The sequence below is a fragment of the Vibrio sp. TAP-3B genome, from assembly GCF_057784735.1.
Genome location: NZ_CM173495.1, coordinates 2714956 through 2740651, shown reverse-complemented (window position 1 = coordinate 2740651; position 25696 = coordinate 2714956). Strand labels below are relative to the sequence as shown.

Annotated in this window: 27 protein-coding genes; 12 read left to right on the top strand and 15 right to left on the bottom strand. The window is 44.9% G+C overall.

Annotated features, from left to right (window positions below; translation table 11 throughout):
• Positions 1–13: 13 nt before the first annotated feature.
• The 5 genes from rplW to rpmE form a co-directional block, all read right to left on the bottom strand.
• Positions 14–316, bottom strand: a complete 303-nt coding sequence (gene rplW / locus AC3D28_RS12960) for a 50S ribosomal protein L23 (RefSeq protein WP_098416678.1) — start codon at positions 314–316, stop codon at positions 14–16.
• On the bottom strand, positions 313–915 hold the full coding sequence (gene rplD, locus AC3D28_RS12955) for a 50S ribosomal protein L4 (RefSeq protein WP_098416679.1): 603 nt from the start codon (positions 913–915) through the stop codon (positions 313–315). The genes rplW and rplD overlap by 4 nt, the downstream gene beginning before the upstream one ends.
• 17 nt (positions 916–932) lie before the next feature.
• On the bottom strand, positions 933–1562 hold the full coding sequence (rplC, locus tag AC3D28_RS12950) for a 50S ribosomal protein L3 (RefSeq protein ID WP_098416680.1): 630 nt from the start codon (positions 1560–1562) through the stop codon (positions 933–935).
• A 14-nt stretch (positions 1563–1576) separates the two neighbouring features.
• Positions 1577–1888 (bottom strand): 30S ribosomal protein S10, encoded by a 312-nt coding sequence (gene rpsJ / locus AC3D28_RS12945; RefSeq protein WP_004410492.1) that lies wholly within the window; start codon positions 1886–1888, stop codon positions 1577–1579.
• A gap of 479 nt (positions 1889–2367) precedes the next feature.
• The gene (gene rpmE, locus AC3D28_RS12940) at positions 2368–2589 is read right to left on the bottom strand and encodes a 50S ribosomal protein L31 (protein WP_098416681.1); all 222 of its coding nucleotides are present in this window, start codon (positions 2587–2589) and stop codon (positions 2368–2370) included.
• A 292-nt stretch (positions 2590–2881) separates the two neighbouring features.
• On the opposite strand from rpmE, the gene priA reads away from it, so the two are divergent.
• From priA to rraA, 7 genes are all read left to right on the top strand, one after another.
• Entirely contained in the window at positions 2882–5083 is a 2202-nt protein-coding gene (gene priA / locus AC3D28_RS12935) for a primosomal protein N' (protein ID WP_488534999.1), read from the top strand.
• A gap of 322 nt (positions 5084–5405) precedes the next feature.
• Positions 5406–6413: a DNA-binding transcriptional regulator CytR gene (gene cytR, locus AC3D28_RS12930; protein ID WP_488534998.1), complete on the top strand. Its 1008-nt coding sequence runs from the start codon at positions 5406–5408 to the stop codon at positions 6411–6413.
• 218 nt (positions 6414–6631) lie between these two features.
• Positions 6632–7177, top strand: coding sequence for a cell division protein FtsN (gene ftsN, locus AC3D28_RS12925; protein ID WP_098416684.1), 546 nt, complete (start codon positions 6632–6634; stop codon positions 7175–7177).
• 302 nt (positions 7178–7479) lie between these two features.
• Positions 7480–8031, top strand: a complete 552-nt coding sequence (gene hslV / locus AC3D28_RS12920) for an ATP-dependent protease subunit HslV (protein ID WP_098416685.1) — start codon at positions 7480–7482, stop codon at positions 8029–8031.
• Positions 8032–8054: 23 nt separating this feature from the next.
• A complete protein-coding gene (gene hslU / locus AC3D28_RS12915) occupies positions 8055–9386 on the top strand; it encodes an ATP-dependent protease ATPase subunit HslU (protein ID WP_098416686.1) in 1332 nt (443 codons plus the stop codon).
• A 332-nt stretch (positions 9387–9718) separates the two neighbouring features.
• Positions 9719–10636: a 1,4-dihydroxy-2-naphthoate polyprenyltransferase gene (locus AC3D28_RS12910; protein ID WP_098416687.1), complete on the top strand. Its 918-nt coding sequence runs from the start codon at positions 9719–9721 to the stop codon at positions 10634–10636.
• A 75-nt stretch (positions 10637–10711) separates the two neighbouring features.
• Positions 10712–11233, top strand: coding sequence for a ribonuclease E activity regulator RraA (gene rraA / locus AC3D28_RS12905; protein WP_098416688.1), 522 nt, complete (start codon positions 10712–10714; stop codon positions 11231–11233).
• 171 nt (positions 11234–11404) lie between these two features.
• Here the strand turns inward: rraA and zapB are convergent, their stop codons facing one another.
• Positions 11405–11647, bottom strand: coding sequence for a cell division protein ZapB (gene zapB, locus AC3D28_RS12900; protein WP_098416689.1), 243 nt, complete (start codon positions 11645–11647; stop codon positions 11405–11407).
• Positions 11648–11994: 347 nt separating this feature from the next.
• On the opposite strand from zapB, the gene glpX reads away from it, so the two are divergent.
• From glpX to AC3D28_RS12885, 3 genes are all read left to right on the top strand, one after another.
• Positions 11995–13002, top strand: coding sequence for a class II fructose-bisphosphatase (gene glpX, locus AC3D28_RS12895; protein WP_488534997.1), 1008 nt, complete (start codon positions 11995–11997; stop codon positions 13000–13002).
• A 204-nt stretch (positions 13003–13206) separates the two neighbouring features.
• A complete protein-coding gene (locus AC3D28_RS12890; RefSeq protein WP_488534996.1) occupies positions 13207–13821 on the top strand; it encodes a helix-turn-helix transcriptional regulator in 615 nt (204 codons plus the stop codon).
• Between the two features lie 167 nt (positions 13822–13988).
• Positions 13989–14327 carry a DUF3135 domain-containing protein gene (locus AC3D28_RS12885; protein WP_488534995.1) on the top strand — a complete coding sequence of 113 codons (339 nt, stop codon included), beginning with the start codon at positions 13989–13991 and terminating at the stop codon, positions 14325–14327.
• A 41-nt stretch (positions 14328–14368) separates the two neighbouring features.
• Here the strand turns inward: AC3D28_RS12885 and AC3D28_RS12880 are convergent, their stop codons facing one another.
• On the bottom strand, positions 14369–14791 hold the full coding sequence (locus AC3D28_RS12880; RefSeq protein ID WP_098416692.1) for a DUF805 domain-containing protein: 423 nt from the start codon (positions 14789–14791) through the stop codon (positions 14369–14371).
• Between the two features lie 166 nt (positions 14792–14957).
• Positions 14958–15305 carry a 5-carboxymethyl-2-hydroxymuconate Delta-isomerase gene (locus AC3D28_RS12875; protein ID WP_098416693.1) on the bottom strand — a complete coding sequence of 116 codons (348 nt, stop codon included), beginning with the start codon at positions 15303–15305 and terminating at the stop codon, positions 14958–14960.
• Positions 15306–15574: 269 nt separating this feature from the next.
• Between AC3D28_RS12875 and tpiA the strand changes: the two genes are divergently transcribed.
• Complete coding sequence (tpiA, locus tag AC3D28_RS12870; RefSeq protein ID WP_098416694.1) at positions 15575–16345, top strand: triose-phosphate isomerase; 771 nt, start codon at positions 15575–15577, stop codon at positions 16343–16345.
• Between the two features lie 102 nt (positions 16346–16447).
• On the opposite strand, the gene AC3D28_RS12865 is transcribed toward tpiA, so the two are convergent.
• The 5 genes from AC3D28_RS12865 to AC3D28_RS12845 form a co-directional block, all read right to left on the bottom strand.
• The gene (locus AC3D28_RS12865) at positions 16448–17263 is read right to left on the bottom strand and encodes a sensor domain-containing diguanylate cyclase (RefSeq protein WP_488534994.1); all 816 of its coding nucleotides are present in this window, start codon (positions 17261–17263) and stop codon (positions 16448–16450) included.
• 15 nt (positions 17264–17278) lie between these two features.
• Positions 17279–17707: a PAS domain S-box protein gene (locus tag AC3D28_RS12860; protein ID WP_488534993.1), complete on the bottom strand. Its 429-nt coding sequence runs from the start codon at positions 17705–17707 to the stop codon at positions 17279–17281.
• Between the two features lie 77 nt (positions 17708–17784).
• On the bottom strand, positions 17785–19398 hold the full coding sequence (locus tag AC3D28_RS12855; RefSeq protein WP_488534992.1) for a putative bifunctional diguanylate cyclase/phosphodiesterase: 1614 nt from the start codon (positions 19396–19398) through the stop codon (positions 17785–17787).
• Positions 19399–19793: 395 nt separating this feature from the next.
• Positions 19794–21311, bottom strand: coding sequence for a BCCT family transporter (locus AC3D28_RS12850; protein ID WP_098416700.1), 1518 nt, complete (start codon positions 21309–21311; stop codon positions 19794–19796).
• Between the two features lie 21 nt (positions 21312–21332).
• Positions 21333–23324, bottom strand: a complete 1992-nt coding sequence (locus tag AC3D28_RS12845) for a CocE/NonD family hydrolase (RefSeq protein WP_488534991.1) — start codon at positions 23322–23324, stop codon at positions 21333–21335.
• Between the two features lie 162 nt (positions 23325–23486).
• Between AC3D28_RS12845 and AC3D28_RS12840 the strand changes: the two genes are divergently transcribed.
• Complete coding sequence (locus tag AC3D28_RS12840; protein ID WP_488534990.1) at positions 23487–24353, top strand: LysR family transcriptional regulator; 867 nt, start codon at positions 23487–23489, stop codon at positions 24351–24353.
• Between the two features lie 117 nt (positions 24354–24470).
• On the opposite strand, the gene AC3D28_RS12835 is transcribed toward AC3D28_RS12840, so the two are convergent.
• On the bottom strand, positions 24471–24629 hold the full coding sequence (locus AC3D28_RS12835; protein WP_488534989.1) for a hypothetical protein: 159 nt from the start codon (positions 24627–24629) through the stop codon (positions 24471–24473).
• Between the two features lie 109 nt (positions 24630–24738).
• Complete coding sequence (locus AC3D28_RS12830; protein WP_488534988.1) at positions 24739–25689, bottom strand: carbamate kinase; 951 nt, start codon at positions 25687–25689, stop codon at positions 24739–24741.
• Positions 25690–25696: the final 7 nt, after the last annotated feature.

Here is a 25696-nt window from a genome sequence, read left to right as displayed (position 1 = left end):
TTAACTACTCCTGTTATTCCGCGCCGCCAACAAAGTCAAGATCTTGACCTTCTTTCAAAGTAACGTACGCTTTCTTAACGTCGCTGCGGCGACCTTGGCGTAGACCTTGACGTTTGGTCTTACCCTTAGTGATAAGAGTATTTACAGACTTAACTTCAACTTCAAATAGCTTTTCTACAGCTGCTTTGATCTCTTTTTTAGTAGCATCTTTAGCTACTTTGAAAACGATAGTGTTCGCTTTCTCAGCAACCATAGTTGCTTTTTCAGAGATGTGCGGCGCACGTAGAACTTTTAGGATACGCTCTTCTGTAATCATGCTAGCATCTCCTCAACTTGCTTAACTGCCTCAGCAGTCATTACAACTTTGTCGAACGCGATTAGAGAAACTGGATCGATACCAGCAACGTCACGTGCGTCAACTTTGTATAGGTTACGAGCCGCTAGGAATAGATTCTCATCTACTTCGCTAGTCACGATTAGAGCGTCTGTAAGCTCAAGCTCTTTGAGCTTAGCGACTAAATCTTTAGTCTTTGGTGCTTCAACTGAGAAGTTATCAACAACGATTAAACGCTCTTGACGAACAAGCTCAGAAAGAATGCTCTTCATAGCACCACGGTACATTTTTTTGTTTACTTTTTGGCTGTGATCTTGTGGTTTCGCAGCAAAAGTAACACCACCTGTACGCCAGATTGGGCTACGAATTGTACCAGCACGCGCACGGCCAGTACCTTTTTGGCGCCATGGCTTAGCGCCACCGCCAGAAACTTCTGAACGTGTTTTTTGAGCACGAGTACCTTGACGAGCACCTGCTGCAAACGCAACAACTACTTGGTGTACAAGAGCTTCGTTAAACTCACGTCCGAAAGTAGTTTCGGAAACAGTTAGTGCATCGGCACCTTTAACCATTAGTTCCATTACTTACTCCTGAGACGTTATGCTTTAACAGCTGGTTTAACGATCACGTTGCCGCCAGTTGCGCCTGGTACTGCACCTTTAATAAGAAGCAGGTTGCGCTCAGCGTCAACACGTACGATCTCTAGGTTTTGAGTCGTTACACGCTCAGCACCCATATGACCTGCCATTTTCTTGCCTTTAAATACGCGACCTGGAGTCTGACATTGACCGATAGAACCAGGAGCACGGTGAGACAATGAGTTACCGTGTGTCATATCTTGAGTACTGAAATTCCAACGCTTAACTGCGCCTTGGAAGCCTTTACCTTTAGATGTACCAGTAACGTCTACTTTCTTAGTTTCGTTGAATAGTTCAACTGTTAGTTCTGAACCAACTTCGAACTCTTCGCCGTTTTCTAAACGGAATTCCCAAAGACCGCGACCAGCTTCAACGCCAGCTTTAGCAAAGTGACCTGCTTCAGCTTTGTTTACGCGGTTAGCTTTCTTAGAACCAGCTGTAACCTGGATTGCTGCATAGCCGTCAGTATCAAGTGTTTTCACTTGAGACACGTGGTTAGCTTCAACCTCAACAACAGTTACTGGGATAGAAACGCCTTCTTCAGTAAATACGCGGGTCATGCCCACTTTACGACCGATTAGACCAATCATACTTCTAATCTCCCTTAACCTAGGCTAATTTGAACGTCAACGCCCGCAGCAAGGTCTAAACGCATTAGAGCATCAACAGTTTTGTCTGTTGGCTCGACGATGTCGATTAGACGCTTGTGAGTACGAATTTCGTACTGGTCACGTGCTTTCTTGTTAACGTGCGGAGAGATAAGAACAGTGAAACGCTCTTTACGAGTTGGCAGTGGGATTGGACCACGAACCTGTGCGCCGGTGCGCTTAGCTGTTTCAACGATTTCCGCTGTAGAAGCATCGATTAGTTTGTAATCGAAAGCTTTTAGGCGGATACGAATACGTTGGTTCTGCATGAGACAGAGCTCCAAATTTATTAAATTACACAAACAATATCGCCACTCAAACTCGTCAGGACGAGAGAATGCCGATTGATTTATGTGAAACCGTAGCATCCAAGATTAGGACGCATTGTCAGTTAATTTTCGATTAACTATCCCTATATGCCAAAGTCACCTCTGAGGATAGTTTTTCCGAAGAAAAGATAGCTAATTGTATTAACCGCGAACATAAGCTGAGTATACATTACCTACCAAACTCTAAAGTTTGTTAGCTCCTCACTGCTCATTGGTTCACAACTGGCTTAACCAGTGCGCTGCATTATACAGATCGCACTTTAGGTTGCAATAGTCGAATGAAAAATAATCGAACTTATGTGTAGCAGACGGCTTTTGCTTAGCCGTTTCCACACCATCCGCCTATGCATGCTATGACTATAAACAAAAAGGACGCCGAAGCGTCCCTTTTAAAACTGTAATCATAAAAGCGTCTGCTATTATTTCTTACCGCTTGATAGTGCACCAAAACGCTTGTTGAAGCGATCAACACGACCACCAGTATCAACGACACGTTGCTTACCAGTGTAGAATGGGTGGCACTTGTCACACACGTCTAGGTGGATAGCTTCCTTCGCTAGCGTTGAGTTGAACTCAAAAGTGTTGCCGCAAGAACAAGTAGCACTTACTGCTTTGTATTCTGGGTGGATACCAGCTTTCATGGGATAACCTCAATAGTAGGCCGTGTCGCTATACGAGTCTAAGCCGCACACCACACGTAATTAACATCAAAAGTTTGATACCGCTACAGCCTATCGCTGAAGCCATATCTCAAGGCGCGATATACTAAAGAATCAGATTGATCGGATCAACATATTTGGCAACTTTTTCGCTACTTTTTTAGCCAGACTGGCTCCATTGACAGGATTCATACCCAAACATGCAGCTTTACTCGAGTGTCCACATCGATTTTAATAGACTCTACACTCCTTTCTATTTTATAGCTCAGAATCTATGCGCCCGTCCATTGCTAGAGTGGCATTACCCGTACCACTCGACAAACAATTTGATTACATCATTCCGGGGCACTTGTTTCCGATCATAGGCGGACGGGTATCAGTTCCTTTTGGACGCCAGACCCTTGTTGGTATTGTCATTGCTATGGTCAACCACTCCGACTTTCCAAAAGAGCAACTAAAACCACTCAAAGCGGTTTTGGATTCAAGTCCTATTTGGCCCGAAAAGCTTTATTCTCTGCTGACTTGGTGCAGCCAGTTCTATCAACATCCGCTGGGTGACACACTACACAACGCGATGCCCGCCGCGCTAAGAAAAGGCAAACCCGCGGATTTTGCTACCTTGCAAGAATGGCAACTTACTGACGCTGGTAAAAACAAATTAATGCAAGGGCTTGGGCGTGCTGTGAAACAACAACGAGCATTACAGATGATGATTGGTGGTGCTGTGTCTCACCAAGAAATGCTTGAACAAGAAATATCCTCAACTGTATTAAAAACACTAAAGGAAAAGGGTTGGATTGAACGTATAGAGAAAAAGCCGACCATTAGCCAGTGGCAGCTCCCGATTGAACGTGACGTTGAAAAACCAAAGCTCAACCATGAGCAAGCTTTAGCCATTGCTAGCGTCAATAGCCAAACCGGCTTTGCTTGTTATTTATTAGAAGGGGTCACTGGCTCAGGTAAGACCGAGGTTTATCTCAACCTCATTAAACCAGTGCTCGAGAAAGGTAAACAGGCATTGGTGCTGGTACCCGAAATTGGTTTAACGCCGCAAACCATCAACCGCTTTAAACGTCGCTTTAATGTTCCTGTTGATGTCATTCACTCCGGCTTAAATGAAACTGAACGTCTTAATGCTTGGTTATCAGCTCGAGATAAAGCTGCTGGCATCATTATCGGCACCCGCTCTGCACTACTAACACCTTTTGCCGCCCTCGGCATCATCATCGTCGATGAAGAACATGATATCTCTTACAAGCAACAGGATAGTTTGCGCTACCACGCTCGTGACGTCGCCGTGATGCGTGCACACAAAGAACAAGTACCGATAATACTGGGCTCGGCAACGCCGGCATTAGAAACACTGCATAATGCATTGTCAGGCAAGTACCACCACCTTACCCTAACGCAACGTGCAGGCTCAGCTGTGCCGACGACAAACAAAGTTTTAGATGTAAAAGGCCAATATTTAGAAAGCGGTTTATCTGCCACGCTCATCGCTGAAATGCGCAAGCACTTAAAAGCGGGCAACCAAGTCATGCTGTTCCTCAATCGCCGTGGTTTCTCTCCAGCACTGATGTGTCATGAATGTGGCTGGATTGCAGAGTGTAAACGCTGCGATGCTTACTATACATTTCATCAATACAGTAATGAAATCCGCTGCCATCATTGTGGTTCTCAACAACCCGTAATTCATCAGTGCCATGGGTGTGGCTCTACACAATTAGTGACTGTTGGCGTTGGAACTGAACAACTGGAACAACAACTCGCTCAACTCTTCCCCGAATACAAAGCGATACGGATAGACAGAGACAGCACTCGCAGGAAAGGCAGCTTAGAAAATGCGCTCGAGTCAATTCACAAAGGTGAATTTCAAATTCTCATCGGCACCCAGATGCTCGCTAAAGGCCACCATTTCCCAAATGTCACTCTCGTCGCACTACTTGATGTGGATGGATCATTATACAGCAGTGACTTCCGCGCTTCTGAACGCCTCGCGCAACTGTTTATTCAAGTTGCGGGACGGGCTGGCCGCGCAAGTAAACCCGGAGAAGTAGTTTTACAAACTCACCACCCAGAGCACAGTTTATTACAAGCATTGCTGCAAAAAGATTACCGCCACTTTGCGACCACAGCATTGGAAGAGCGTAAACTCGCACAGCTTCCACCCTATACTTTCCTGACCTTATTTAAAGCAGAATCCAACCAAAGCGAGATTGTTGAAGATTTTCTACGCCAAGTCCGTTTCACTTTAGAGTCTCATCCTTTATTTGATGACACATGCCTGGTCCTCGGCCCCACCCCTTCACCACTCGCCAAGCGGGCTGGCAAATATCGCTGGCAGCTTTTGTTACAAACTCAGCACCGCTCATTGATGCAAAAGTTATTAACCAGTGCTAAACCTGCGATTGAGTTGTTGCCAAATGCGAAGAAAGTACGCTGGAATTTAGACATAGAACCACAAGACCTCAGCTAGCAAACGTTTAACCATGTAATGAATTACCTTTTAACATGACACAGATCACATTCAGATTGCGTTTTTTGTTAAACAGACCGTAACTTTCACTTTAGAAATGAATAGACTATCCCAATGAGTAAAGTCTACCGTGACTTGAGCACACAGACTTAGGTTGAATAATGACTATTCCCATAAATTGATGTCGCAGTGAAAAACCCAATTTTCCACCTGTAAACACGAATTGAGCGATGAGCAGGCGCTGATGTATCTTGGTTTGAGTACTTCGACTTCAAAGCAGGAATAACATCGTCTTAGCAAAATAAATGAGAGGTTAAAAACTATGGCGACAATGAAGGATGTTGCCCAGCTTGCGGGAGTGTCTACGGCTACGGTATCTCGAGCATTAATGAATCCAGAAAAAGTCTCCTCTTCAACCAGAAAAAGAGTGGAAGATGCCGTACTTGAAGCGGGTTATTCTCCGAATTCATTAGCGCGAAATTTACGTAGAAACGAATCGAAGACCATTGTCACCATCGTCCCTGATATCTGTGATCCCTACTTCTCAGAGATCATTCGTGGTATCGAAGATGCAGCCATGGAACATGGCTACCTCGTCCTATTGGGGGATAGTGGTCAACAGAAAAAACGCGAAAGTTCTTTCGTGAACCTTGTTTTTACTAAGCAAGCTGATGGCATGTTGTTACTTGGCACCGATTTACCGTTTGATGTCAGTAAACCTGAACAAAAAAACTTACCGCCCATGGTCATGGCCTGTGAGTTTGCGCCCGAGCTTGAACTTCCAACCGTTCATATTGATAACCTGACATCAGCCTTTGAAGCCGTGAACTACCTAACTCAGTTAGGCCATAAACGCATCGCACAAATCTCAGGGCCAGAGGCGGCTATTTTATGTCAGTTCCGTCAGCAAGGGTATCAACAAGCACTTCGTCGCGCCGGAATTGGCAAAGAGCCACAATACAGCGTGATCACCGAGTTTTCTTTTGATGGCGGAGCCAAAGCCGTTCGTAAATTGCTCGAGCTGCCCGAGCCACCTACCGCGATTTTCTGTCACTGTGACACCATGGCCATTGGCGCCATCCAAGAAGCCAAAAAACTCGGCTTGCGTGTCCCACAAGATCTCTCAGTGGTGGGGTTTGATGACATCAACTTCGCTCAATATTGCGATCCACCGCTAACGACCATTTCTCAGCCTCGCTATGAGATTGGCCGACAAGCCATGTTGATGATGCTAGAGATGCTCAAAGGTCACGACGTACATTCCGGCTCGCGCCTATTGGAAACCAATCTCATCGTTCGTGGTAGCGCTGCGCCGCCGCAACGCCCATAAGTTTTATGGCGTGGGAGCAACGAGCAGTCCATGCAAACACGACAGCGGCGCTAATGATGCGCCGCTTTTTTATTCCGTCATTAAAACTCATTGTTTTAATCGTGCCCATATGTGCCAGGTTATTGGGTCTTAACTATCAAGATTCTATCAATAGGGTGTTTTCTCAACCCGTTCTGGATTAACATATTTACAAGAATCCTTGATGACCAGAAGTAACCGTGGCAAATAGAGATTATGTGAGACGGGGGCGAGGTGCTCCCAAAAAATCGACAAAAAAGCAGCCGTCTAACAAGAAACCTTGGCGTAGTAGCCTATTAGCAATCTTGCTCGTCGGAGGGTTTGGTTATGGGCTTTACCTATTGAGTAATGATCCAGAACCTAAGCAGCCGGTTGTAAAGCAGCCAACAACAACCGTCAACACAACCAAGCCGAAAAAGACATTACCCCCTCCCCCTGAAGAGAAGTGGGAGTATGTCGAGTCATTACCGAAACGAGAAGTGGAAGTTGTGGCGAAAGAAATTGAAGTTTCTAAAATCCCTTACATTATGCAATGCGGCGCTTATAAAACTCGAGCGCAGGCAGAAGAGCGTAAGTTGTCAATCGCCTTCCAAGGGATGTCGAGTAAAATACGCAAAAAAGAAGGCAGCTCTTGGTATCGAGTGGTGCTAGGGCCTTACAAATTCAAACGAGATGCTGAGCGAGAACGCCATAAACTGCAGCGCGCTAAAATCGAGCCGTGTGCGATTTGGAAAGAAAACCTATAGTTCTAGCCCTCATGAATGGATCAATTTAAAGACCAACAAGGGCAACCCTGTTGGTCTTGTTGCTTTACCCAGATAACCTCTAAATGGTGGGTTCTGCGAGTCGAGGAATCTAACCAAAAAGTGTGCGCATCAAAAGCATTCTGGTGCATATGACCAGCATTCAGCAGCTAGATTGTGAATCATATTCGTTTCTCACTGCCGAACATAACGTCTAAGTTCGAAAAACGCTCTCCCCTTGAATCCCTAATTTCTCCCCCCATATACAGAATTAAATCCAAAAAGAAATAATCAAGAGGTCGACTGTGACTACCATTGTATCTGTACGTCGAAACAATAAAGTCGTCATCGCGGGTGATGGCCAAGTATCTCTAGGCAACACCGTCATGAAAGGTAACGCACGCAAAGTTCGTCGCCTATATAATAATCAAGTATTAGCCGGTTTCGCTGGCGGTACGGCGGACGCCTTTACCCTATTTGAGCGCTTTGAAAGCAAACTGCAAATGCACCAAGGTCATCTGACTAAGGCGGCAGTAGAGCTAGCCAAAGACTGGCGTAGCGATCGCGCTCTTCGTAAACTAGAAGCCCTTCTTGCCGTCGCGGACGAAACCACATCTTTGATCATCACAGGTAACGGTGATGTGGTACAGCCAGAGCATGACTTGATTGCGATTGGCTCCGGTGGTGCTTACGCCCAAGCAGCCGCAATAGCGCTGCTGGAGAACTCCGACTTAGATGCTCGCGAAATCGCGGAAAAAGCGCTAAACATCGCAGGTGATATTTGTGTATTCACCAACCACAACCACACTGTAGAAGAGCTAGAATCAACTACAGAACTTGCAAATCCAACAGCGTAATCGTAACGAAGTAAGGAAAGAATATGTCTGAAATGACACCTCGCGAAATCGTCCATGAGCTGAACCGCCATATCATTGGGCAAGAAAAAGCAAAACGTTCGGTTGCGATTGCACTTCGTAACCGCTGGCGTCGTATGCAGCTTGAAGAAAGTTTGCGTGCAGAAGTCACCCCAAAGAATATTCTAATGATTGGTCCTACTGGTGTTGGTAAGACCGAAATCGCTCGCCGCTTAGCAAAACTGGCAAATGCACCGTTCATCAAAGTCGAAGCAACAAAATTCACCGAAGTGGGTTATGTTGGTAAGGAAGTCGAAACGATTATTCGTGATCTTACGGATGTCGCCGTAAAGTTGACTCATCAACAAGAGATGGAAAAAGTAAAATTCCGCGCTGAAGAGCAAGCAGAAGAACGTATTCTTGATGCATTACTACCACCTGCACGAGACAGCTGGGGCCAGGCAGAACAAACTGAGGAGTCGTCTCATACACGCCAAGTTTTCCGTAAAAAACTACGTGAAGGCCAACTAGACGATAAAGAAATCGATATCGACGTGGCCGCACCACAAATGGGGGTGGAAATCATGGCACCTCCGGGCATGGAAGAAATGACGAACCAGTTACAAGGCATGTTCCAAAACTTGGCTGGTGATACCAAGAAAAAGCGTAAGCTAAAGATCAAAGATGCACTGAAGGCGCTTGTTGAAGAAGAAGCAGCAAAACTAGTGAATCAGGAAGAGCTGAAAGAAGCAGCCATTTACAACGTAGAAAACAACGGCATCGTGTTTGTCGATGAGATCGATAAAATCTGTAAACGCGGTGAAAGTTCTGGTCCAGACGTTTCCCGTGAAGGCGTTCAGCGTGATTTACTACCATTGATTGAAGGCTGCACCGTTTCCACCAAGCACGGCATGGTAAAAACAGACCACATTCTGTTTGTTGCCTCTGGCGCATTCCAAGTTGCTAAACCCTCTGATTTGATCCCAGAACTGCAAGGCCGCTTACCAATTCGCGTAGAACTTGAAGCACTAAGCAGTAATGATTTCAAACGCATCCTGACAGAACCGAAAGCATCTCTGACAGAACAATACGTGGCATTGATGAAAACGGAAGACGTAGACATCGAGTTCACGGAAGACGGTATCACACAAATTGCGGAAGCCGCTTGGACGGTGAATGAAAGCACAGAAAACATCGGTGCTCGTCGTTTGCATACCGTCATGGAACGCTTGATGGATGAAATTTCTTATGACGCTGCAGAACAATCAGGGGCGAAATTTGTCATTAATGCCGCTTATGTGAAAGAACGTTTAGGCGATACCATTGAAGATGAAGATCTAAGCCGCTTTATTCTTTAGTCGCCCCCCTCACTGCACAAGCCCAGAAGTCCTATTCTGGGCTTGTCGATATTTGCGAGGTTGCCCTGCATCAACAGGGGACTACATACCACAATCGTCCCTTAGCGTTCAGAACGGCGAGAGCTCTTGATTCAAACTCATCAACCCAAAGTGTAATTTTCGAAGAACTAGGACGAACAAATATCTGACTACTGCGTACGCTGAACTCCAGCTTGTACTAGCCACGACAGTACTCTTCATAAAGAGACTCCTAATTGACTTGTTTTAGGTCAATAGCGTATCCACCTCTTTGTGCTTATACTGGGCACATTGGTTACTAGCACGAAATTTCCATGAAACAATCTTTACAGATCTGGCTTGAGGCCGCTCGCCCTAAAACATTACCTCTGGCATTAGTCTCTATCTTAACAGGTAGCGTACTTGCATACTCCACGGGGCACTTCTCGATGACGATAGCTATCATGGCTTTCGTCACAGCGACACTACTGCAGATTTTATCCAACCTTGCTAATGATTATGGCGATGCCGTGCAGGGAACTGATAATGAAAAGCGCTTAGGCCCTTTACGGGCGATGCAGTCCGGCGCCGTAAACGCAAAACAGATGAAACAAGCCATTACCTTCAACATCGTTTTGACTGCACTCTCAGGGTTAATCTTGGTCTTTTACTCACTCAACTCGCTAGAAAGCATTGCCACTTTCATCGGGCTAGGCATGCTCGCGATCCTTGCCGCAATTGCGTATACCATGGGCAGCAAACCATATGGCTATGTCGGGTTGGGAGACATCTCTGTCTTCCTCTTCTTTGGTTTGCTAGGCGTCTCGGGCACCTACTTTTTGCATACCGGTCATGTCGATGCCGCGCTGTTCTTACCTGCTCTGGGCTGTGGTTTACTAGCCGTAGCGGTACTGAACATTAACAACATGCGTGATATCGAAAACGACCGTGAATGTGGTAAGCGCACTGTTCCCGTGCGTCTAGGGCAACGCAAAGCAAAGCACTATCATTTTATTCTACTTGGCGGAGCCATCCTTGCGTTTGCCGCGTATTTACTGATTCAAGACAAACCAGTTTGGATTAGTCTGCCATTTTTACTGAGTATCTACTTCGTGGCCGATCATGGTAAAGCGGTTTGGAACACGAAAAAACCAGCACAGATAGCACCAATGATGCCCGTCATCGTGAAATGCTCTTTAGTCACGAACGTTTTGTTTGCAACAATTGTGGTAGCTCAAACTCTAGTAAGTTAAAAAAAGATTGTCATTGCATTGACTTAATGCCCATATATACTCAAGACAACCAATTTCTGTTTAGAAAGGTAAGCTATGGAATACAATACCTCAGCACTCTGTGATATCTACCTCGATCAGGTAGATGTGGTTGAACCAATGTTCAGTAACTTTGGCGGTCGCGCTTCATTTGCTGGACAAACCACCACCATCAAGTGTTTTGAAGACAATTCGCTGATCCGCGAGACATTAGAACAAGATGGACTTGGTCGCGTTTTGTTAATTGACGGTGGCGGCTCCTTACGCAAAGCCTTAATTGATGCAGAAATCGCAACCATCGCTGAAGAAAATGAGTGGGAAGGGATGGTCGTTTACGGCTGTGTTCGTGAAGTCGATGAACTAGAAGATATGAATATCGGCATTCAGGCTTTAGCCTCTATCCCCGTTGGTGCAGCCAGTCAAGGGATTGGTGAGCTAGACATCCCGGTCAATTTTGGTGGCGTCAGCTTCTTACCGGAAGATTACATCTATGCCGATAACACCGGCATCATCTTGTCTCCTGAGCCATTGAATATTAACTTAGAGCTCGATAAATCGGATGAAGAGGAAACACTCTGACTTACTTCGAATTCAAGTCAGTGAAACGCAATATAACGCCTCGGTATTATCGATGGCATATCAATAATGCCCCGACACTCAAACGTTAGCTTACGCCCGTTTCCACCGTTCAAATACACAAACACCCGCTTAAAGCGGGTGTTTTTTTAATTCCAAATAAGAACAAGTGAATTATTCCACTTCGTCCATTTTACCTAGCAGTGTACGAATGCGTTCTTGCCATTGTGAGTGCTCTTGTTGAGCTTGCTGCGCTTTTTGCTCTAGCTCTTCACGTTGCGAACGAAGCTCATTTGCTTCTTCTGCTAGTTTTAGCTTATCTGCTTTTAGCTCTTCGACTTCCATCTGGAGAAGAGTGATTGTATCAACTGCAGTTTGAATTTTAGATTCTAGTTGTTCTAGTACTTCGAAAGACATCTTGGCCTACCTATGTTATTCCGTTGGGACGATGTACGAGACTGATGCACACCTAACCTATATAAGGTTCATTCTACTCAGCGTCGCGATGAGAAACACTTACTATATTCAATATTTCGCATCATTCGGTTAAAAAATAAGCGCAATCTCACTAAACGCTGACTTTTCTTATCGACGAAGCATTTTTGAGCAAGGATTTTGCCTCTTACCGCGCCATAAATAGTGCTAAGTATTGATCAAATTCAACTTAGTTAAAGTAAAAGCTCAGCAAAAAGCAAACGTTCACCCCGCGTTATGATAGAATCCCCGCGCAAATTTATCTTTCTCTTGGCTTACTTGGAGACATCATGAAACGCGATTTAGCAATGGCATTTTCCCGTGTTACTGAAGGCGCAGCACTGGCTGGCTATAAATGGCTCGGTCGAGGCGATAAAAACGCGGCGGACGGCGCAGCGGTTGAGGTGATGCGTACCTTACTAAACAAAACAGACATCAACGGTGAAATCGTCATTGGTGAGGGTGAAATCGATGATGCGCCCATGCTATACATTGGTGAACAAGTCGGTGTCGGCGGTGATGAAGTTGATATCGCCGTGGATCCAATAGAAGGCACTCGCATGACCGCGATGGGCCAATCCAATGCTCTTGCCGTTCTTGCGGCTGGAGAAAAAGGCAGCTTTTTAAAAGCGCCTGATATGTACATGGAAAAACTGGTTGTTGGTCCTGGTGCAAAAGGCGTGATTGATTTAGAAAAACCATTAAAAGAAAACCTAGAAAACGTCGCAAGAGCGCTCAATAAGTCACTCGACACACTGGTTGTTATCACCTTAGCGAAACCTCGTCACGATGAAGTCATTGCCGAGATGCAGACGATGGGCGTGCGCGTCTTCGCTGTACCTGATGGTGATGTGGCCGCTTCGATCCTCACTTGTATGCCAGACAGTGAAGTCGACCTGATGTACTGCATCGGTGGGGCACCAGAGGGCGTGGTTTCTGCCGCCGTCATTCGCGCCCTAGACGGTGACATGCAAGGCCGCTTATTGCCTCGCCATGAGGTGAAAGGTGACACCGAAGAAAACCGTATCTACGGCGCCTCTGAACTAAAGCGCTGCACCGAGATGGGGGTAAAAGCCAATGTGGTACTCAAGATGGAAGAGATGGCACGCAGCGACAACGTCGTATTCTCAGCCACTGGGATCACTAAAGGGGACTTGCTAGAAGGCATCACTCGTCAAAACAATATCGCGACCACAGAAACACTGTTAGTTCGTGGTCGCTGCCGTACCATCCGCCGTATTAAGTCTATTCACTACTTAGATCGTAAAGATCCTGAAGTGCGAGATATCATTCTTTAATATCTCAATTAAAGCTCCATCCTCTTGATGGAGCTTTTTCGTCTTCCTTATCCCTCACGGCTCAAAATGGCGACAAATTAGCGTCAACAGGTACGTAACTCCGATTAATAGATAAATCATCAAATCAACCTTTAACCTAAGTCAACTCTTTTCTTTACTAACCCTATCGCGCATAATGTGTACTGACATATTGATGGTGGATATATGAAGACCGTAGATAGGATACTGCAAATCGTTAAGCGTGATGGTTCTGTCACCGCAAAACAACTCTCTTCTGAGCTAGGGATGACAACCATGGGTGCTCGTCAGCATCTGCAGAGTTTAGAAGATGATGACATCCTTTCTATCCATGACGTAAAAGTTAAAGTGGGTCGTCCTGCTCGTCATTGGTCCCTGACCCCAAAGGGTCATGAACAATTTGCCGACCGTCATGGTGAATTAACCATTCAGTTTATCGAGGCGGTGGAGCACATTTTCGGTCAGGATGGCCTCGATAAAGTCACCTCTGAGCGAGAAAAGATCACCTTACAAACCTATCGTCAGCATCTCGCCCAATATGATGATCTAGAAAGCAAGTTGGAGGCACTCGTCTCATTACGTGAGCAAGAAGGCTACATGGCCGAACTCGAAAAAGACGAACACGGTTTTATTCTCATCGAAAATCATTGCCCCATTTGTAAAGCTGCAACGCGTTGCCCGAGCCTGTGTCAATCAGAGCTTAATGTGTTTCAGTCGTTACTGGGGCACGAAACCAAAATAGAACGCACGGAGCATCTAGTTAGTGGTCAGCGTCGCTGCGTATATCGAATTCAACAATGACAGTGTTCCTCATGTGTTAGATCCTTACCTAGGCACTCATTTCATCTGTGATAAAGAAAGTTGCTCTTATAAATGAGACAACCGTGTCATTCATCCTCACTCCCTATTTTCGTGGTATAGGCTTTTAGTAACTAAGAGCAAGTTCCATAAGGATTTGGAGAATGGTAATGTCAACTCTACACAGTTACTCCCCCCAAGCTCTACCTTCATTCGATGAAATGGTTCGAATGGCAGAAAGCAATCCACAAGCCTTTGAGCAGTTCCGACACGATATGGCGAAAAAGATGATAGAGGGCGCATCAGAAAAAATGCAGCCGCGATTGTGGGCTCAACAAAGCCACATCGACAGAGTGATCAGCACTTGTAAAAACCCAAACCATACCAATGTCGTCTTAATGGATGAGCTACAAAAACAGGTGATTAAGTTTAGAGCAGCATTGCAGGGGGAAGCCTCACCCACACAGAAAGCAGATGTCGTTCTATTTACTGGAAAAGGCTTCTATTAAGAGAAAAACATCCCCTTATGGGTACGCTTTTCTCTTCAGTTTTACTCTGGCTCTGGGCCATATTTATTTGGTCCGGCGGTTCCTTTCAAGAAGCCACACTCAACCAAAATCCATAAGCCACAGATCAGAGAGATAGATGCAATCAGCATTTGCGGCATCGACGGCTCTTGCGCTATAGGGCTTGTGATTGGTGTAGCAATACGACCCACCACCAGCGGAATATTAAGTGCCAACCAATAGATTGATTTGTCACGATCGTGCCAACGCTTAGTCGTGATTGCTAAGTCCGGTATTAAAATAATCAACAGAAAGATAGGCAACAACAGATAGGAGAAAGTAGGAAATAGCTGATTGACTCCTACCCCGAAACCTAAGATGGAAACATAATAAATGACGTTCCAAATCCAGTAGGTTTTACGGTTTATACGTCCTTGAAAAGAAAACAATAACTCTTTATTCGACATCAATTTTTGCCCAAAAGTAGAAAAGTTGTAGATTAGCCGAGTCAGCTTGATTTGGAAAGACAGCTTCTATCCCCCCGAAACCAACATCCTTATTCTGAAGGTGACGAAGCGACGACAAGACTCGACGCCCCAACACTGATTACTTTGCAGTACTCGACACAATGATTTAATTCAGCACCTTTTGAAAAGTGTCCACATCCATATCGCGAATATTGACCGTCAAACTGTGTACATGACTTGCCTGCTCTTGTAGCACGCCCATCAAACCTCGCGATAGCTCTCGTTTTTGCTCCTGAGTTCTACCAGACAACAACTCAAAGTTAATATGAATAAAATCGACCTTGCTGCCCTCTTCTCCAATTAGCCAGTGATGACATCTTAGCGTTCTTGATTTCACCGACGCGAACTCAAAAAGCCCGCTCTCTAACGCCGTTTTATGTAAGTCCTCCAGCAAGCCTTGAACATTCACTCGCTCTTCGACAGAGTTCGAATACTCTAAAACTAGGTTTGGCATCTTGATTCCTTTCTACAACCATTAAATTCATCCTGTAGTAATACCAATCCAAACAGCAATTTCCGAGAAATGAACTATCATTCTGTCTACGCGATCACTAATCGATTGCGAACAAGGAAATGAACAGGACAAGTGCCGCGCCTACCGGAATTAGAAAGGCGCTTAAGACATGATACCAATCATGATCTGTTCACATTATTCTGTTATATTCTTCCGTAGATTTTTTACATTAATTCAATTTTTACATTAAAGATAAGGGAGATATTCCTATGCGTCGTCCTGTAGTGATGGGTAACTGGAAACTAAACGGTAGCAAAGCAATGGTAACAGAGCTGCTAACTGGTCTTAACGCAGAGCTTGAAGGCGTTGAAGGTGTTGATGTGGCGGTTGCCCCACCAGCACTTTACATCGACCTCGCAGAACGTCTAATCGCAGAAGGCGGTAACAAGATCATCCTCGGTGCGCAAAACACTGACCTGAACAACAGCGGTGCGTTCACTGGCGACATGTCTCCAGAAATGCTGAAAGACTTCGGTGCATCTCATATCATCATCGGCCACTCAGAGCGCCGTGAATACCACCACGAGTCAGACGAGTTCGTCGCTAAAAAATTCAACTTCCTAAAAGAAAATGGCCTAACGCCTGTTTTCTGTATCGGTGAGTCAGAAGCACAAAATGAAGCTGGCGAAACTGAAACCGTTTGTGCTCGTCAAATCAACGCCGTTATTGATGCATACGGAGCTGAAGCGCTAAACGGCGCCATCATCGCTTACGAACCAATCTGGGCAATCGGTACTGGCAAAGCTGCAACCGCTGAAGATGCACAACGCATCCACGCTTCTATCCGTGCCATGATCGCCGAGAAAGACGCAGCAGTGGCTGAACAAGTGATCATCCAATACGGCGGCTCTGTTAAACCAGAAAACGCTGAAGCTTACTTCTCACAGCCAGACATCGATGGCGCTCTCGTTGGCGGTGCGGCTCTAGACGCGAAAAGCTTCGCTGCCATCGCAAAAGCGGCGGCAAAAGCAAAAGCTTAACGTATTCTTGCTACGTGCTTTATAGAACAAAAAACGGTGCGATAATTCGCACCGTTTTTTTATCAATCTTAAGCGTGGAAGACAGAGACCGACGACCTGCCTTCAATATGACACTTGGTTTTTGCCTTGTGATTTCGCTTGATATAGCTTTTTATCGGCACGTTGAATAAGGTTATCCATGCATTTACGTGCGGCCTCCTCATTCCTTTTTTCAGCGGCGTCATGATCATCGTCGTTATATGCCACACCAATACTCACCGTCCGCTGAATTCGATTCTGTGAACAGTACCATTCACTCTCCTCACATCGCCGACGAATTTCTTTCGCCACGTCAATCACCTCAGTCGCGTTGAAATCCGGTAAAAAGATGACAAATTCTTCTCCTCCCCAGCGACCAACAATACCTCGCTCAGACACAATGTTTTCACATAGCTGACCAATACAACGGATCAAAGTATCGCCACTAACATGGCCATACTCATCATTCACACGCTTGAAATCGTCAATGTCCAAGAGTATGCACGCCAATGAGTCAGTATTGCGCCATTTATCTTGAAACCATTGATAAATGGCATTGCGGTTCCACAACCCAGTCAGCGAGTCATGATGCGCTTTATAATCGAGCTCTTTTTCTAACTCAACTTTATCAGTAACATCCTCGATGACCGCTTGAATTGCAGGCTCACCATCCCACTCAATAACATTGTCGTATACGCTGAAATAACGTTTTTTTCCATCAAAGCAAATATTTTCAACCACAGAGTGCGTGCCTTCGACTCTCCCTGACATCAGCTCTTGATAGCGCTCTATCACTGTTGTCCTATCATTCTGAGGGATAAAATCCAATAAGCTAACCTCATCTAATACATAATCGATGGAGGGCGCATGCATTAAATTGACCCACGCTTGGTTCACCATGATCGGGCTAAAATCTCAATGCACCGTAATCCCCTGTCGCGAAGAAATGATCAGTCGTTTATATTTTTGTTCGTTTTCAAGCATTTGTTCTTGAACGCGCTCAAGCATCGAAAGATCAATTAAGGTCACTTGAACGGCAGGCTTTCCTTCCCATTCGATCAGGTGGTCGATGGTAAACACGGTAAATGTACGCCCATAGCGGTCAATATTGCGGAAGGTACGGCCTCGGGGAGTCACGAGCCCCTTAACTTGTTGATAATAATTATCGCGTGCGGCTTGATGATACGTGGGGTCAATTAAGTCAAGAAAAGAATCAATGCTCGACATTAACGTGTCGGCAGAGTCATAACCAAAAATATGGGCATAATTGTCATCAACGTAAACCAATTCAAAGTCTTGGAGAACGAGCATCCCATAAGTTGAATTGATATTCAGTGCTGACATACAGGCCCTCTAAACAAATCAGATAAGATCCGGAAGATTTCTTCCATAACAAAATAGCAAGTAATCAGCCCCATATATCAATCAATAAAAGGCAGTTGCTGATTGATGCGCAACACTTGAACATTCGTCATTGATTTGGGTTTCAAAGGCGCTATCTCCCCTAATTCTTCCGATAAATTCAACGACTTTCTAAAGAGTATAGTATCCAACCTCTGTGTTAACTGATGCTTTAATTGAGCCAACGGTACCGGATGCCCGAGGTAGAATCCCTGAGCTTGTTCGCAATTCAATTCTTTTAAAATACGCAGCTGCTGCTCAGTTTCAACCCCCTCAGCCACAACATGAATGCCAAAGCCGTTTGCGATATCAACAATGCCAGAAGTGATCGCTCTTGAACGGTAATCATTTTCTATGTGTTGAATGAAACTGCGATCGACCTTAATTTCATCCACATCTAGTTTATTAAATATTCCGAGTGATGTGTAACCTACGCCAAAGTCATCAATGGAGAAAGAAACGCCATAATGTTTTAACTTTTTCACCAAAGCCGCACACAGTTTAATCTCTTGTAACATTGCCGTCTCAGTGATTTCAAGACGCAGGTAACGAGCAAAATCAAGATCTTGCTTAAGATAAGATTCTATTTGGCGGATATCTTCTGCACTGCTTAACTCGGTAGCCGAAATGTTCACTGACACGCTTTGAATCTCTTTCCCTAACAACTGAGATTCTTTGAGCTGTTTTGAGGCTTTGCTCAGTACAAGCGTGGTTAAATCACGACAAAGGTGGTTTTCTTCGGCCAGTGTTATAAATACCGCGGGTGACACGGCTCCATACTGGTGATGCTCCCACCGCGATAGCACTTCAACGCCCGTGACTCGTTTATCTTTCAAGTTATATTTCGGCTGAAACACGATTTGTATTTGCTCTTCTTCAATCGCTTTACGCAGTTCAGCAATCATTTCTTGTTTTTGTAGGTCTTGCTCGATCAATCTTTGATCGTGATATCGAATGGTATTTTTGCTTTTCTTTGCCTCATTCAGCGCATGCCTTGCTGAAGACAGGAGCTGTTTACCTGTGCGACCGTCAGTCGGATACAGCGCCACACCAATCGAGCATGTGACATCACAGTCATGATCATGAGCGTGTTTGTTGAATTGCCGTTGAATACGTGCCAAATGCAGGCCTATTTGACAGTCATTGTGCATACGGATCAAGCAAGCAAAGCCATCCGTGTGGATACGAGAGGAGAAAAGCGGAAAGACCGTTGGAGACTCAATAGATTGCGCGACACCTTTTAAAAATTGATTGGTTTTCTCAAAGCCAAACTTATCTGCGACGGGTTTAAAGTTATCGATATCGAGAAGAAAAAGCACATAATGTTCTTTATCGTATGCGCTATTGAGCTTTTGCTCTAAATGACGAAAAAACACATCGGGACTGTGTAATCCGGTTACATCGTCGATGTCGTTAGCACGCTCAAACTCTTGATTGTTCTTTTTTACTAGCCTCCACAATAACAGCGACGTTATCATCACAAACAGTTGTCCCTTGAACGACTGCACCCAAGAAAACACTTGTAGGTTGTTCGATAATAACGCGACCGCTTGATCAGAAAATAAAACCCACAATGATGAAAATACAAAGTAGATAAAAACGAGTTTAGCGGAACAGTGCGGCGTTTTTTTCATATTGACCCAAAAATATCGTCCGTGCGCCATTACAGCATTAAGGCCATCGCATTAATGGCTAATTTATCACTATATTCAATATCAGACCAACCATTTATAATCTTAATGAGAGCGCGCTTATTTTTATTTATGAAACATAATGCTTACCCACAGCAGCACAGGTTAACATTACCATGTCGTCTTTAAGCGTGGCTTCTCGCCTTCAATGCATCACATCCTATTGTATATCTCAGTCCTTGTGATTGATGATAGTTAAGTCATTTTGACGGGTTTACCTACGTTACTGACCCCCGCATAAAAACCCTCAAACATGGTGTTTGAGGGTTTTGTTAATCATACAAGTCATTGAAAGTCTCATTATTATTAACTAACGTTTTTTATAAGACCGCTCCAATTTATTTATTAACCTCTGACGGGTTTTTAATCCACCGAATCAGAGTAAGACTGCAGGCTAAAATGATCAGTGTCGCGGGTAACCCACCTAAATTGGACAGCTGCTTAACACCATTGATACCTACGGTACTGACCATGATCCATGCTACCAAACCAATCAACGTACCCCATAAAATTTTAATAGGTAACGCCGTGCCTTCGTCTGAATCTGAGGTGAAATCTTTCGTGCACAAATCACCAATGGCATCGGTACTGGAATCGGCCGCGGTAACATATGAGATAAACGCAACCAAAATCAGGAAAAAAGAAGTCACACCGCTCATCGGTAGTTGATCCATAATGTGATAAAGCAATTGTTCAACACCACCATTATTTAACACTTCATAGAGAGTGCCGTTAGTGGTGGTATCAAGATATACCGCAGTCCCAGCAAATACAGAGACCCAAAAAAGAATAAACAAGCTAGGGAAAATCAGGTTCACCTGAATAAACTCTTTTACTGTATATCCGCGCCCGATCTTGCCAAGGAACATTGCGGTGATAGGTGCCCAAGCAAACCATACTGCCCAATAGAATACACTCCACCATTGTGGCCAAGGATCGTTAGCCGCTTGACCAGTAAACAAGCTTAATCGAAAGAAGTTCTGGAGGTAAGCTCCCAATCCTTCTACTCCAATGGATAACATGTAGACCGTAGGGCCAAACACCAAGACGAAGGCAAACAGCGCCATCAACATCCAGAAGTTCGCTTTTGATAGGCGCGCAATCCCTTTATTCAGTCCACTGGCAGCAGAGAAAATGAATGTCGCAACAATGAGGGCAATAAATATGCCTAACGTTATTGCGTTGCGCTCAATATCAATAAACTGACTGACACCACCGAGTAAAGTTAATGCACCGGTTCCCAAAGAGGAAGCCATGCCGACCACTAAAGAGTAAAGAGCCAAGGCATCAATGATATCGGAAACCCTTGGCGTTAATGCTTTTCCAAACACCGGGCGTAGTGAACTAGAGATAGAAAATGGCATCTTTAAGTTGTAAAACGCCAAGGCAAAAATCAAACCAGGTATACAGTAGATAGCATATGGCGTAGGTCCCCAGTGCAAAAACATGGCAGAAAATGCAAATAACGTTGCATTCGCGCTACCGGGCTCAATACCTAAGCTTTCCGGTGGCGCGTGTAAATGATAAATCGGCTCGGCTGTTGTCCAAAACAGAACACCAACAGCCAATGTCGTACAAAGCACTATCATAAACCAACGTGGTTTAGTGACTCGTGGGGTGCTGTTTTCACCGCCGATACGGACATCACCTAACTTCGAGAAATAAGTTAAGACAACCAGCACCAATAAGTAAAAGCTGCCAATACTAAACAGCCAAGAAAACAGATCCAACACCTTATTGTTTAATTCGCCAGTGACAGCCGTGAATTGCTCGAGATCCACCAAACTGAGGATCAGCGCGCTCACCAAAATTAAAAACGTCGGATAAAAAACCAACGGTCGTAAATGTTTAAACATTGTTACATCCTGTAAGCTTGATTACATAAAATTACGTTCAATGGTTTCATCAAAAGACTTTTCAAAAATAACCTCATCATCATGCTTGGCGGTCCAGTGCGCGTGAATGTAAAAATTTTCCTGATCGCACGTCATCACGTATTGGGCTTCAATCCCGGTACGCCAACCATCACGTCCCATATCGACTCGAAGACGAATATCATTCTTCGCACTGTGAGGATCTTCAGGATGAATAGACAGGAACTGATGAATATCAAAATCAATTTCACTTTGAGACGAATTAAAGTACTGGCACCCAAAATCATCATAGGTTTCAAGCGTCGTGATCCCGGTTTGGTAATCACGATGCACCACACGCTGACTGTCTGTCGGTGTGCGTTGTTCACCATCAAAACTCACTGCTCGACTGTAAGCAGGAACACGATCCGTCGGGGTTTGCGTGTGATTCAGTGGAAGCTGAATCGAACACTGTGCTGGGTTGAGTGTTAAGGTTGCGTCATGTTCACACGGCCAAGTCAATGGCCAGTAAGCGGTAGAAATCGCTACGCGTAGTTTATGTCCTTTAGGGACCACATACGCCATATGATAAAGTGGGACCTCGACTTGATATTCATGCCCAGGCTCTAATGCTTCAGGAAACTCATGGCTATCACGGTGCGCTAAATTCAAAATGCCATGCGTCACTCGCGTGACTTCCCCGGTCGGATGCACATCAGAAACGCGCACTACTACATGCGCATTAGGCGCGGAGCTGGCCAAAGAGAGCTGCGCTTTGACTTGACCTGCGATCGGCAGATCCTCACTTAGCGTATCCGTTTCAAACACTAATGAGCCAGCATCGTCATGGCGCTGGTCCGCCGGCTGTTCCATCTCTAAACGAATGCCGACACATAAGCGGCCGCCATCTAGACCGACATCTTGCGGCGAGCGAATCGAAATAGGCGGATTGTCGCTTGGAGTGTCTAACAAAGACTTATTACCTAAATAGTAAGTGCGATGTGTTGTGTCAGGCGAAGGCCAAGTAGGCTCACTGACCCATTTACCTGGACGCATTTCGTAATCGCTGCTCGGCAGCACACTCTCTTGAAGGTAGTATTGCAGCTCAGGCTCCTGTTCAATACCATTCTCAATGCCTTTTAACCAACGATCCCACCAACGCACAGACTCTGTCACATAGTCCATCTTGGGATTTGGATAAGCAATGTTTGGATATTTGTGCGCCCAAGGACCAATCAAACCTTTTTTCGGACCGGTTAAATTGCGTAATAAAGAAAAAACGGTGTTGCGGTAGTTGTCTGCCCAACCGCCGATGGCGTAGACCGGTATCTTGATGTTTGAGTGATCTTCACACACAGACCCGTGTTTCCAGTAATCACCTCGAGTTTGATTGCTGATCCATGGTTTGGCCAAAAATGGCATTTTGTTCAAACGTTCAAGCCAAATTGATTTCCAGTTTTCGCCAACTAATTTGGCATCAGGGCTACGACCTTGAGCGTACGCCCAGAAAAATGCGGCCCAATCCATGTTGTCGTTTAACAAACAGCCACCTAGAAAATGAATATCATCGCGGAAACGGTCATCGGTAGAACACTGGGTAATGATGGCTTTGAGAGCGGGAGGTTGTAATGCTGCTATTTGCAACGAGTTAAACCCACCCCAGGAAATACCGACCATACCGACATTACCATCGCACCACGTTTGTTGTGCGATCCAATTGATAACGTCACAGCCATCTTGCAGTTCCTGGGCTGAATACTCATCTTCAAACAATCCTTCCGATTCACCACACCCGCGCAAATCGACACGAATACACGCATAACCATGCGCTGCGGTTTCAGGCATCGTAATTTCATCACGAATCACCGTGCCGTCATTTTTTCGATAAGGTAAAAATTCTAAAATGGCAGGTACCGGTTTAGAGTCGGCATCATCGGGCATCCATGCACGAAACGCTAAGCGGGTTCCATCAGGCAGGTTGAGCCAATCGTGATGAATCTCTTTTACGGATTTCATTCAATCTCCTTAACTATTCATAAATTTTCACTTTTTATATTACGGTGTGAGATTTGCCAGTAAAACGTTAATTAGTTAAGCTAGCTTCAACTTTTAGTTAATGCTCTTTGAGGAACAATGCCAATAGACCGCAAAACGATCCCGACTACGGGAAGCCTAATCATGTTCGAATCTGCCGCAAGATTGGGGAGTTTTGTCAGTGCATCCGAAGAGTTATTTGTCTCTACTGCCGCAGTGAGTAAGCAGATAAAACAGCTCGAAGCGTTACTTCAAGTTAAGCTGTTTCATCGAACTCGTACTGGTGCCGTGGTCACGAGAGCGGGTGAGCAATATCTGGAAACCACGCGTCAAGCCCTTGATATTCTTGCACAAGGAACGCAGCGTTTTTCTGGCGAAGAGGACAGTACTATCGTACTCAACGTTGAGGTAGGCCTGTGCTTTTTGCATTTTTGGTTATTACCTAAGCTTGAAGATTTTCGTCAACATTACCCAAACATCCAGATCAATCTTATCGTCAACAATGAACGTACTCAGGTTGACGAAAATGATGATTTTGATGTGGCATTTTTTTATTCCAGTGTCGATACCTCGAATCGCGACAATTATCTACTTTTCCATGATCGCGTACTGCTAGTGGCAAGCGCTAATTTTGTAGAAACACGATTGGTTGACAAAGATATTCGCTCCATTTTGCAGCAGTGGAAGATCATGTTGAAAGAAGAACTACCGATATGGGAAGGGTGGGAATCGTTTTGTCATCGACTAGGGGTGGAATACGACATATCTGATGATATTCTCTTTGTGGAAGATCAGGTGGCGGTGATTCAAGCGGCATTCAACGACGGAGGGGTGGCACTTGTAACTGAATGGCATGTTAAAGATGCACTCCAATCGGGACACTTGGTTGCGCTAACGCCTACCATTGAATATGAAAATAAGGCGTATTTTTTAGCTGTATCAAATAAAGAAAAAAACGAAGCAGCGAAACTCCTCATCAATTGGGTTACGTCTCAAATTGCCCCGGTGTGATCACTGACATTTTGCTTCATCTACATCAAATTTATCCCGCCAATAACCGAAAGGTAGATACCCGCTATAAAACTTGATATTGCCGATTGCGACACTTCTTCGTTAAGTGAGAGCTGTTTAAGCCATCGTTACCAAGCCTGTTCTTTCTACAGACATGATTGCAGATGCGTTAAACGACATGTCGATGACTTCAGGGGTTAGGCCTAAGGTTAGAATGATTGGCTCGCAGTACCATCGGTTTTCAAATCTGAGCCCCTGCATTATTGGAGCGGTCATTAAGCGTAAGCTTTCTGTATAAATCCACTTTTTAAGTCATGAGCCTTGATAAAACGCCTTTTTAAAAGTAGTAATGACTAAAAGACGCTCTATCAAGATAATAGCTCGACTAGTAAGTTACTTCCGGTTCAGAATGACGATTTGTCGCTGGCACTCTCACTACTTGAGTTCCTGCTTCACCTGCCAAAGATTCTAATGCTAACGTTAAATCACCGATGACGCCTATAGCACTCGGAATAGCGTCGACATAGTCGATGATGGCGTCAACTTTAGGCTGCATCGAACCTTTATCAAATTCATGCGCCTTTAAGGCCTCGCTACTGATGGTATCGAGTTTGAATTGATCCGGTTTACCCCAGTTAATGAAAATACCATCACCATCGGTGAGGATTAAAAAGTAATCCGCAGATATTTCCCGTGAGAGCAGAGACGCAGTCGCATCTTTATCAATCACACAGTCTATATTGCTTAACACTCCATCAGATTCAGCGACAGGAATGCCGCCACCACCTCCGCAAATAACAATATTGTCCTGGTCTAATGCCTGCTTTATCGCCTGACTTTCTCGTACTTTTTTCGGTTGTGGCGAAGCAACGACTCGGCGATAAAACGGCCCATCAGCCCGAATTTCCCAGTTATATTGTTCGGCTAATTTCAGCGCATCCTCATGGTTGTAAACCTGCCCAATGAACTTAGCAGGATCGTTAAATTCTGGGCTGCTAGCATCGACTTCAACATGCGTAAGAATAGAAACGATACTCTTATTCGCACGCTTTCGGAGCTCTTGCACTAACATAGTGGCAATCATTCCCTGTGTCTCAGCGACTAAACAACTTAGCGGGTACGAGGGTACTGATTCCTGATACGCTTCGTTCTGCTGGCTCAACAACCCAACTTGCGGACCGTTACCATGCACAATGGCAATTCGATAATGTTCACTTAATTTCGCAATAGACTCAGCCGCTAACGCCACGCTGCTTAATTGGTTTTCGTATGATGGGACTTGCCCACGACGTAGTAGTGCGTTGCCACCTAAGGCAATAACAATTGTTGGTTTCATAAATCAC

What these genes read in the sequence shown, in the direction of transcription:
- rplW (WP_098416678.1), bottom strand. Translation starts at nt 316, where the DNA reads ATGATTACAGAAGAGCGTATCCTAAAAGTTCTACGTGCGCCGCACATC.
- rplD (WP_098416679.1), bottom strand. Translation starts at nt 915, where the DNA reads ATGGAACTAATGGTTAAAGGTGCCGATGCACTAACTGTTTCCGAAACT.
- rplC (WP_098416680.1), bottom strand. Translation starts at nt 1,562, where the DNA reads ATGATTGGTCTAATCGGTCGTAAAGTGGGCATGACCCGCGTATTTACT.
- rpsJ (WP_004410492.1), bottom strand. Translation starts at nt 1,888, where the DNA reads ATGCAGAACCAACGTATTCGTATCCGCCTAAAAGCTTTCGATTACAAA.
- rpmE (WP_098416681.1), bottom strand. Translation starts at nt 2,589, where the DNA reads ATGAAAGCTGGTATCCACCCAGAATACAAAGCAGTAAGTGCTACTTGT.
- priA (WP_488534999.1), top strand. Translation starts at nt 2,882, where the DNA reads ATGCGCCCGTCCATTGCTAGAGTGGCATTACCCGTACCACTCGACAAA.
- cytR (WP_488534998.1), top strand. Translation starts at nt 5,406, where the DNA reads ATGGCGACAATGAAGGATGTTGCCCAGCTTGCGGGAGTGTCTACGGCT.
- hslU (WP_098416686.1), top strand. Translation starts at nt 8,055, where the DNA reads ATGTCTGAAATGACACCTCGCGAAATCGTCCATGAGCTGAACCGCCAT.
- AC3D28_RS12910 (WP_098416687.1), top strand. Translation starts at nt 9,719, where the DNA reads ATGAAACAATCTTTACAGATCTGGCTTGAGGCCGCTCGCCCTAAAACA.
- rraA (WP_098416688.1), top strand. Translation starts at nt 10,712, where the DNA reads ATGGAATACAATACCTCAGCACTCTGTGATATCTACCTCGATCAGGTA.
- zapB (WP_098416689.1), bottom strand. Translation starts at nt 11,647, where the DNA reads ATGTCTTTCGAAGTACTAGAACAACTAGAATCTAAAATTCAAACTGCA.
- glpX (WP_488534997.1), top strand. Translation starts at nt 11,995, where the DNA reads ATGAAACGCGATTTAGCAATGGCATTTTCCCGTGTTACTGAAGGCGCA.
- AC3D28_RS12890 (WP_488534996.1), top strand. Translation starts at nt 13,207, where the DNA reads ATGAAGACCGTAGATAGGATACTGCAAATCGTTAAGCGTGATGGTTCT.
- AC3D28_RS12885 (WP_488534995.1), top strand. Translation starts at nt 13,989, where the DNA reads ATGTCAACTCTACACAGTTACTCCCCCCAAGCTCTACCTTCATTCGAT.
- AC3D28_RS12880 (WP_098416692.1), bottom strand. Translation starts at nt 14,791, where the DNA reads ATGTCGAATAAAGAGTTATTGTTTTCTTTTCAAGGACGTATAAACCGT.
- AC3D28_RS12875 (WP_098416693.1), bottom strand. Translation starts at nt 15,305, where the DNA reads ATGCCAAACCTAGTTTTAGAGTATTCGAACTCTGTCGAAGAGCGAGTG.
- tpiA (WP_098416694.1), top strand. Translation starts at nt 15,575, where the DNA reads ATGCGTCGTCCTGTAGTGATGGGTAACTGGAAACTAAACGGTAGCAAA.
- AC3D28_RS12865 (WP_488534994.1), bottom strand. Translation starts at nt 17,263, where the DNA reads ATGGTGAACCAAGCGTGGGTCAATTTAATGCATGCGCCCTCCATCGAT.
- AC3D28_RS12860 (WP_488534993.1), bottom strand. Translation starts at nt 17,707, where the DNA reads ATGTCAGCACTGAATATCAATTCAACTTATGGGATGCTCGTTCTCCAA.
- AC3D28_RS12855 (WP_488534992.1), bottom strand. Translation starts at nt 19,398, where the DNA reads ATGAAAAAAACGCCGCACTGTTCCGCTAAACTCGTTTTTATCTACTTT.
- AC3D28_RS12850 (WP_098416700.1), bottom strand. Translation starts at nt 21,311, where the DNA reads ATGTTTAAACATTTACGACCGTTGGTTTTTTATCCGACGTTTTTAATT.
- AC3D28_RS12845 (WP_488534991.1), bottom strand. Translation starts at nt 23,324, where the DNA reads ATGAAATCCGTAAAAGAGATTCATCACGATTGGCTCAACCTGCCTGAT.
- AC3D28_RS12840 (WP_488534990.1), top strand. Translation starts at nt 23,487, where the DNA reads ATGTTCGAATCTGCCGCAAGATTGGGGAGTTTTGTCAGTGCATCCGAA.
- AC3D28_RS12835 (WP_488534989.1), bottom strand. Translation starts at nt 24,629, where the DNA reads ATGACCGCTCCAATAATGCAGGGGCTCAGATTTGAAAACCGATGGTAC.
- AC3D28_RS12830 (WP_488534988.1), bottom strand. Translation starts at nt 25,689, where the DNA reads ATGAAACCAACAATTGTTATTGCCTTAGGTGGCAACGCACTACTACGT.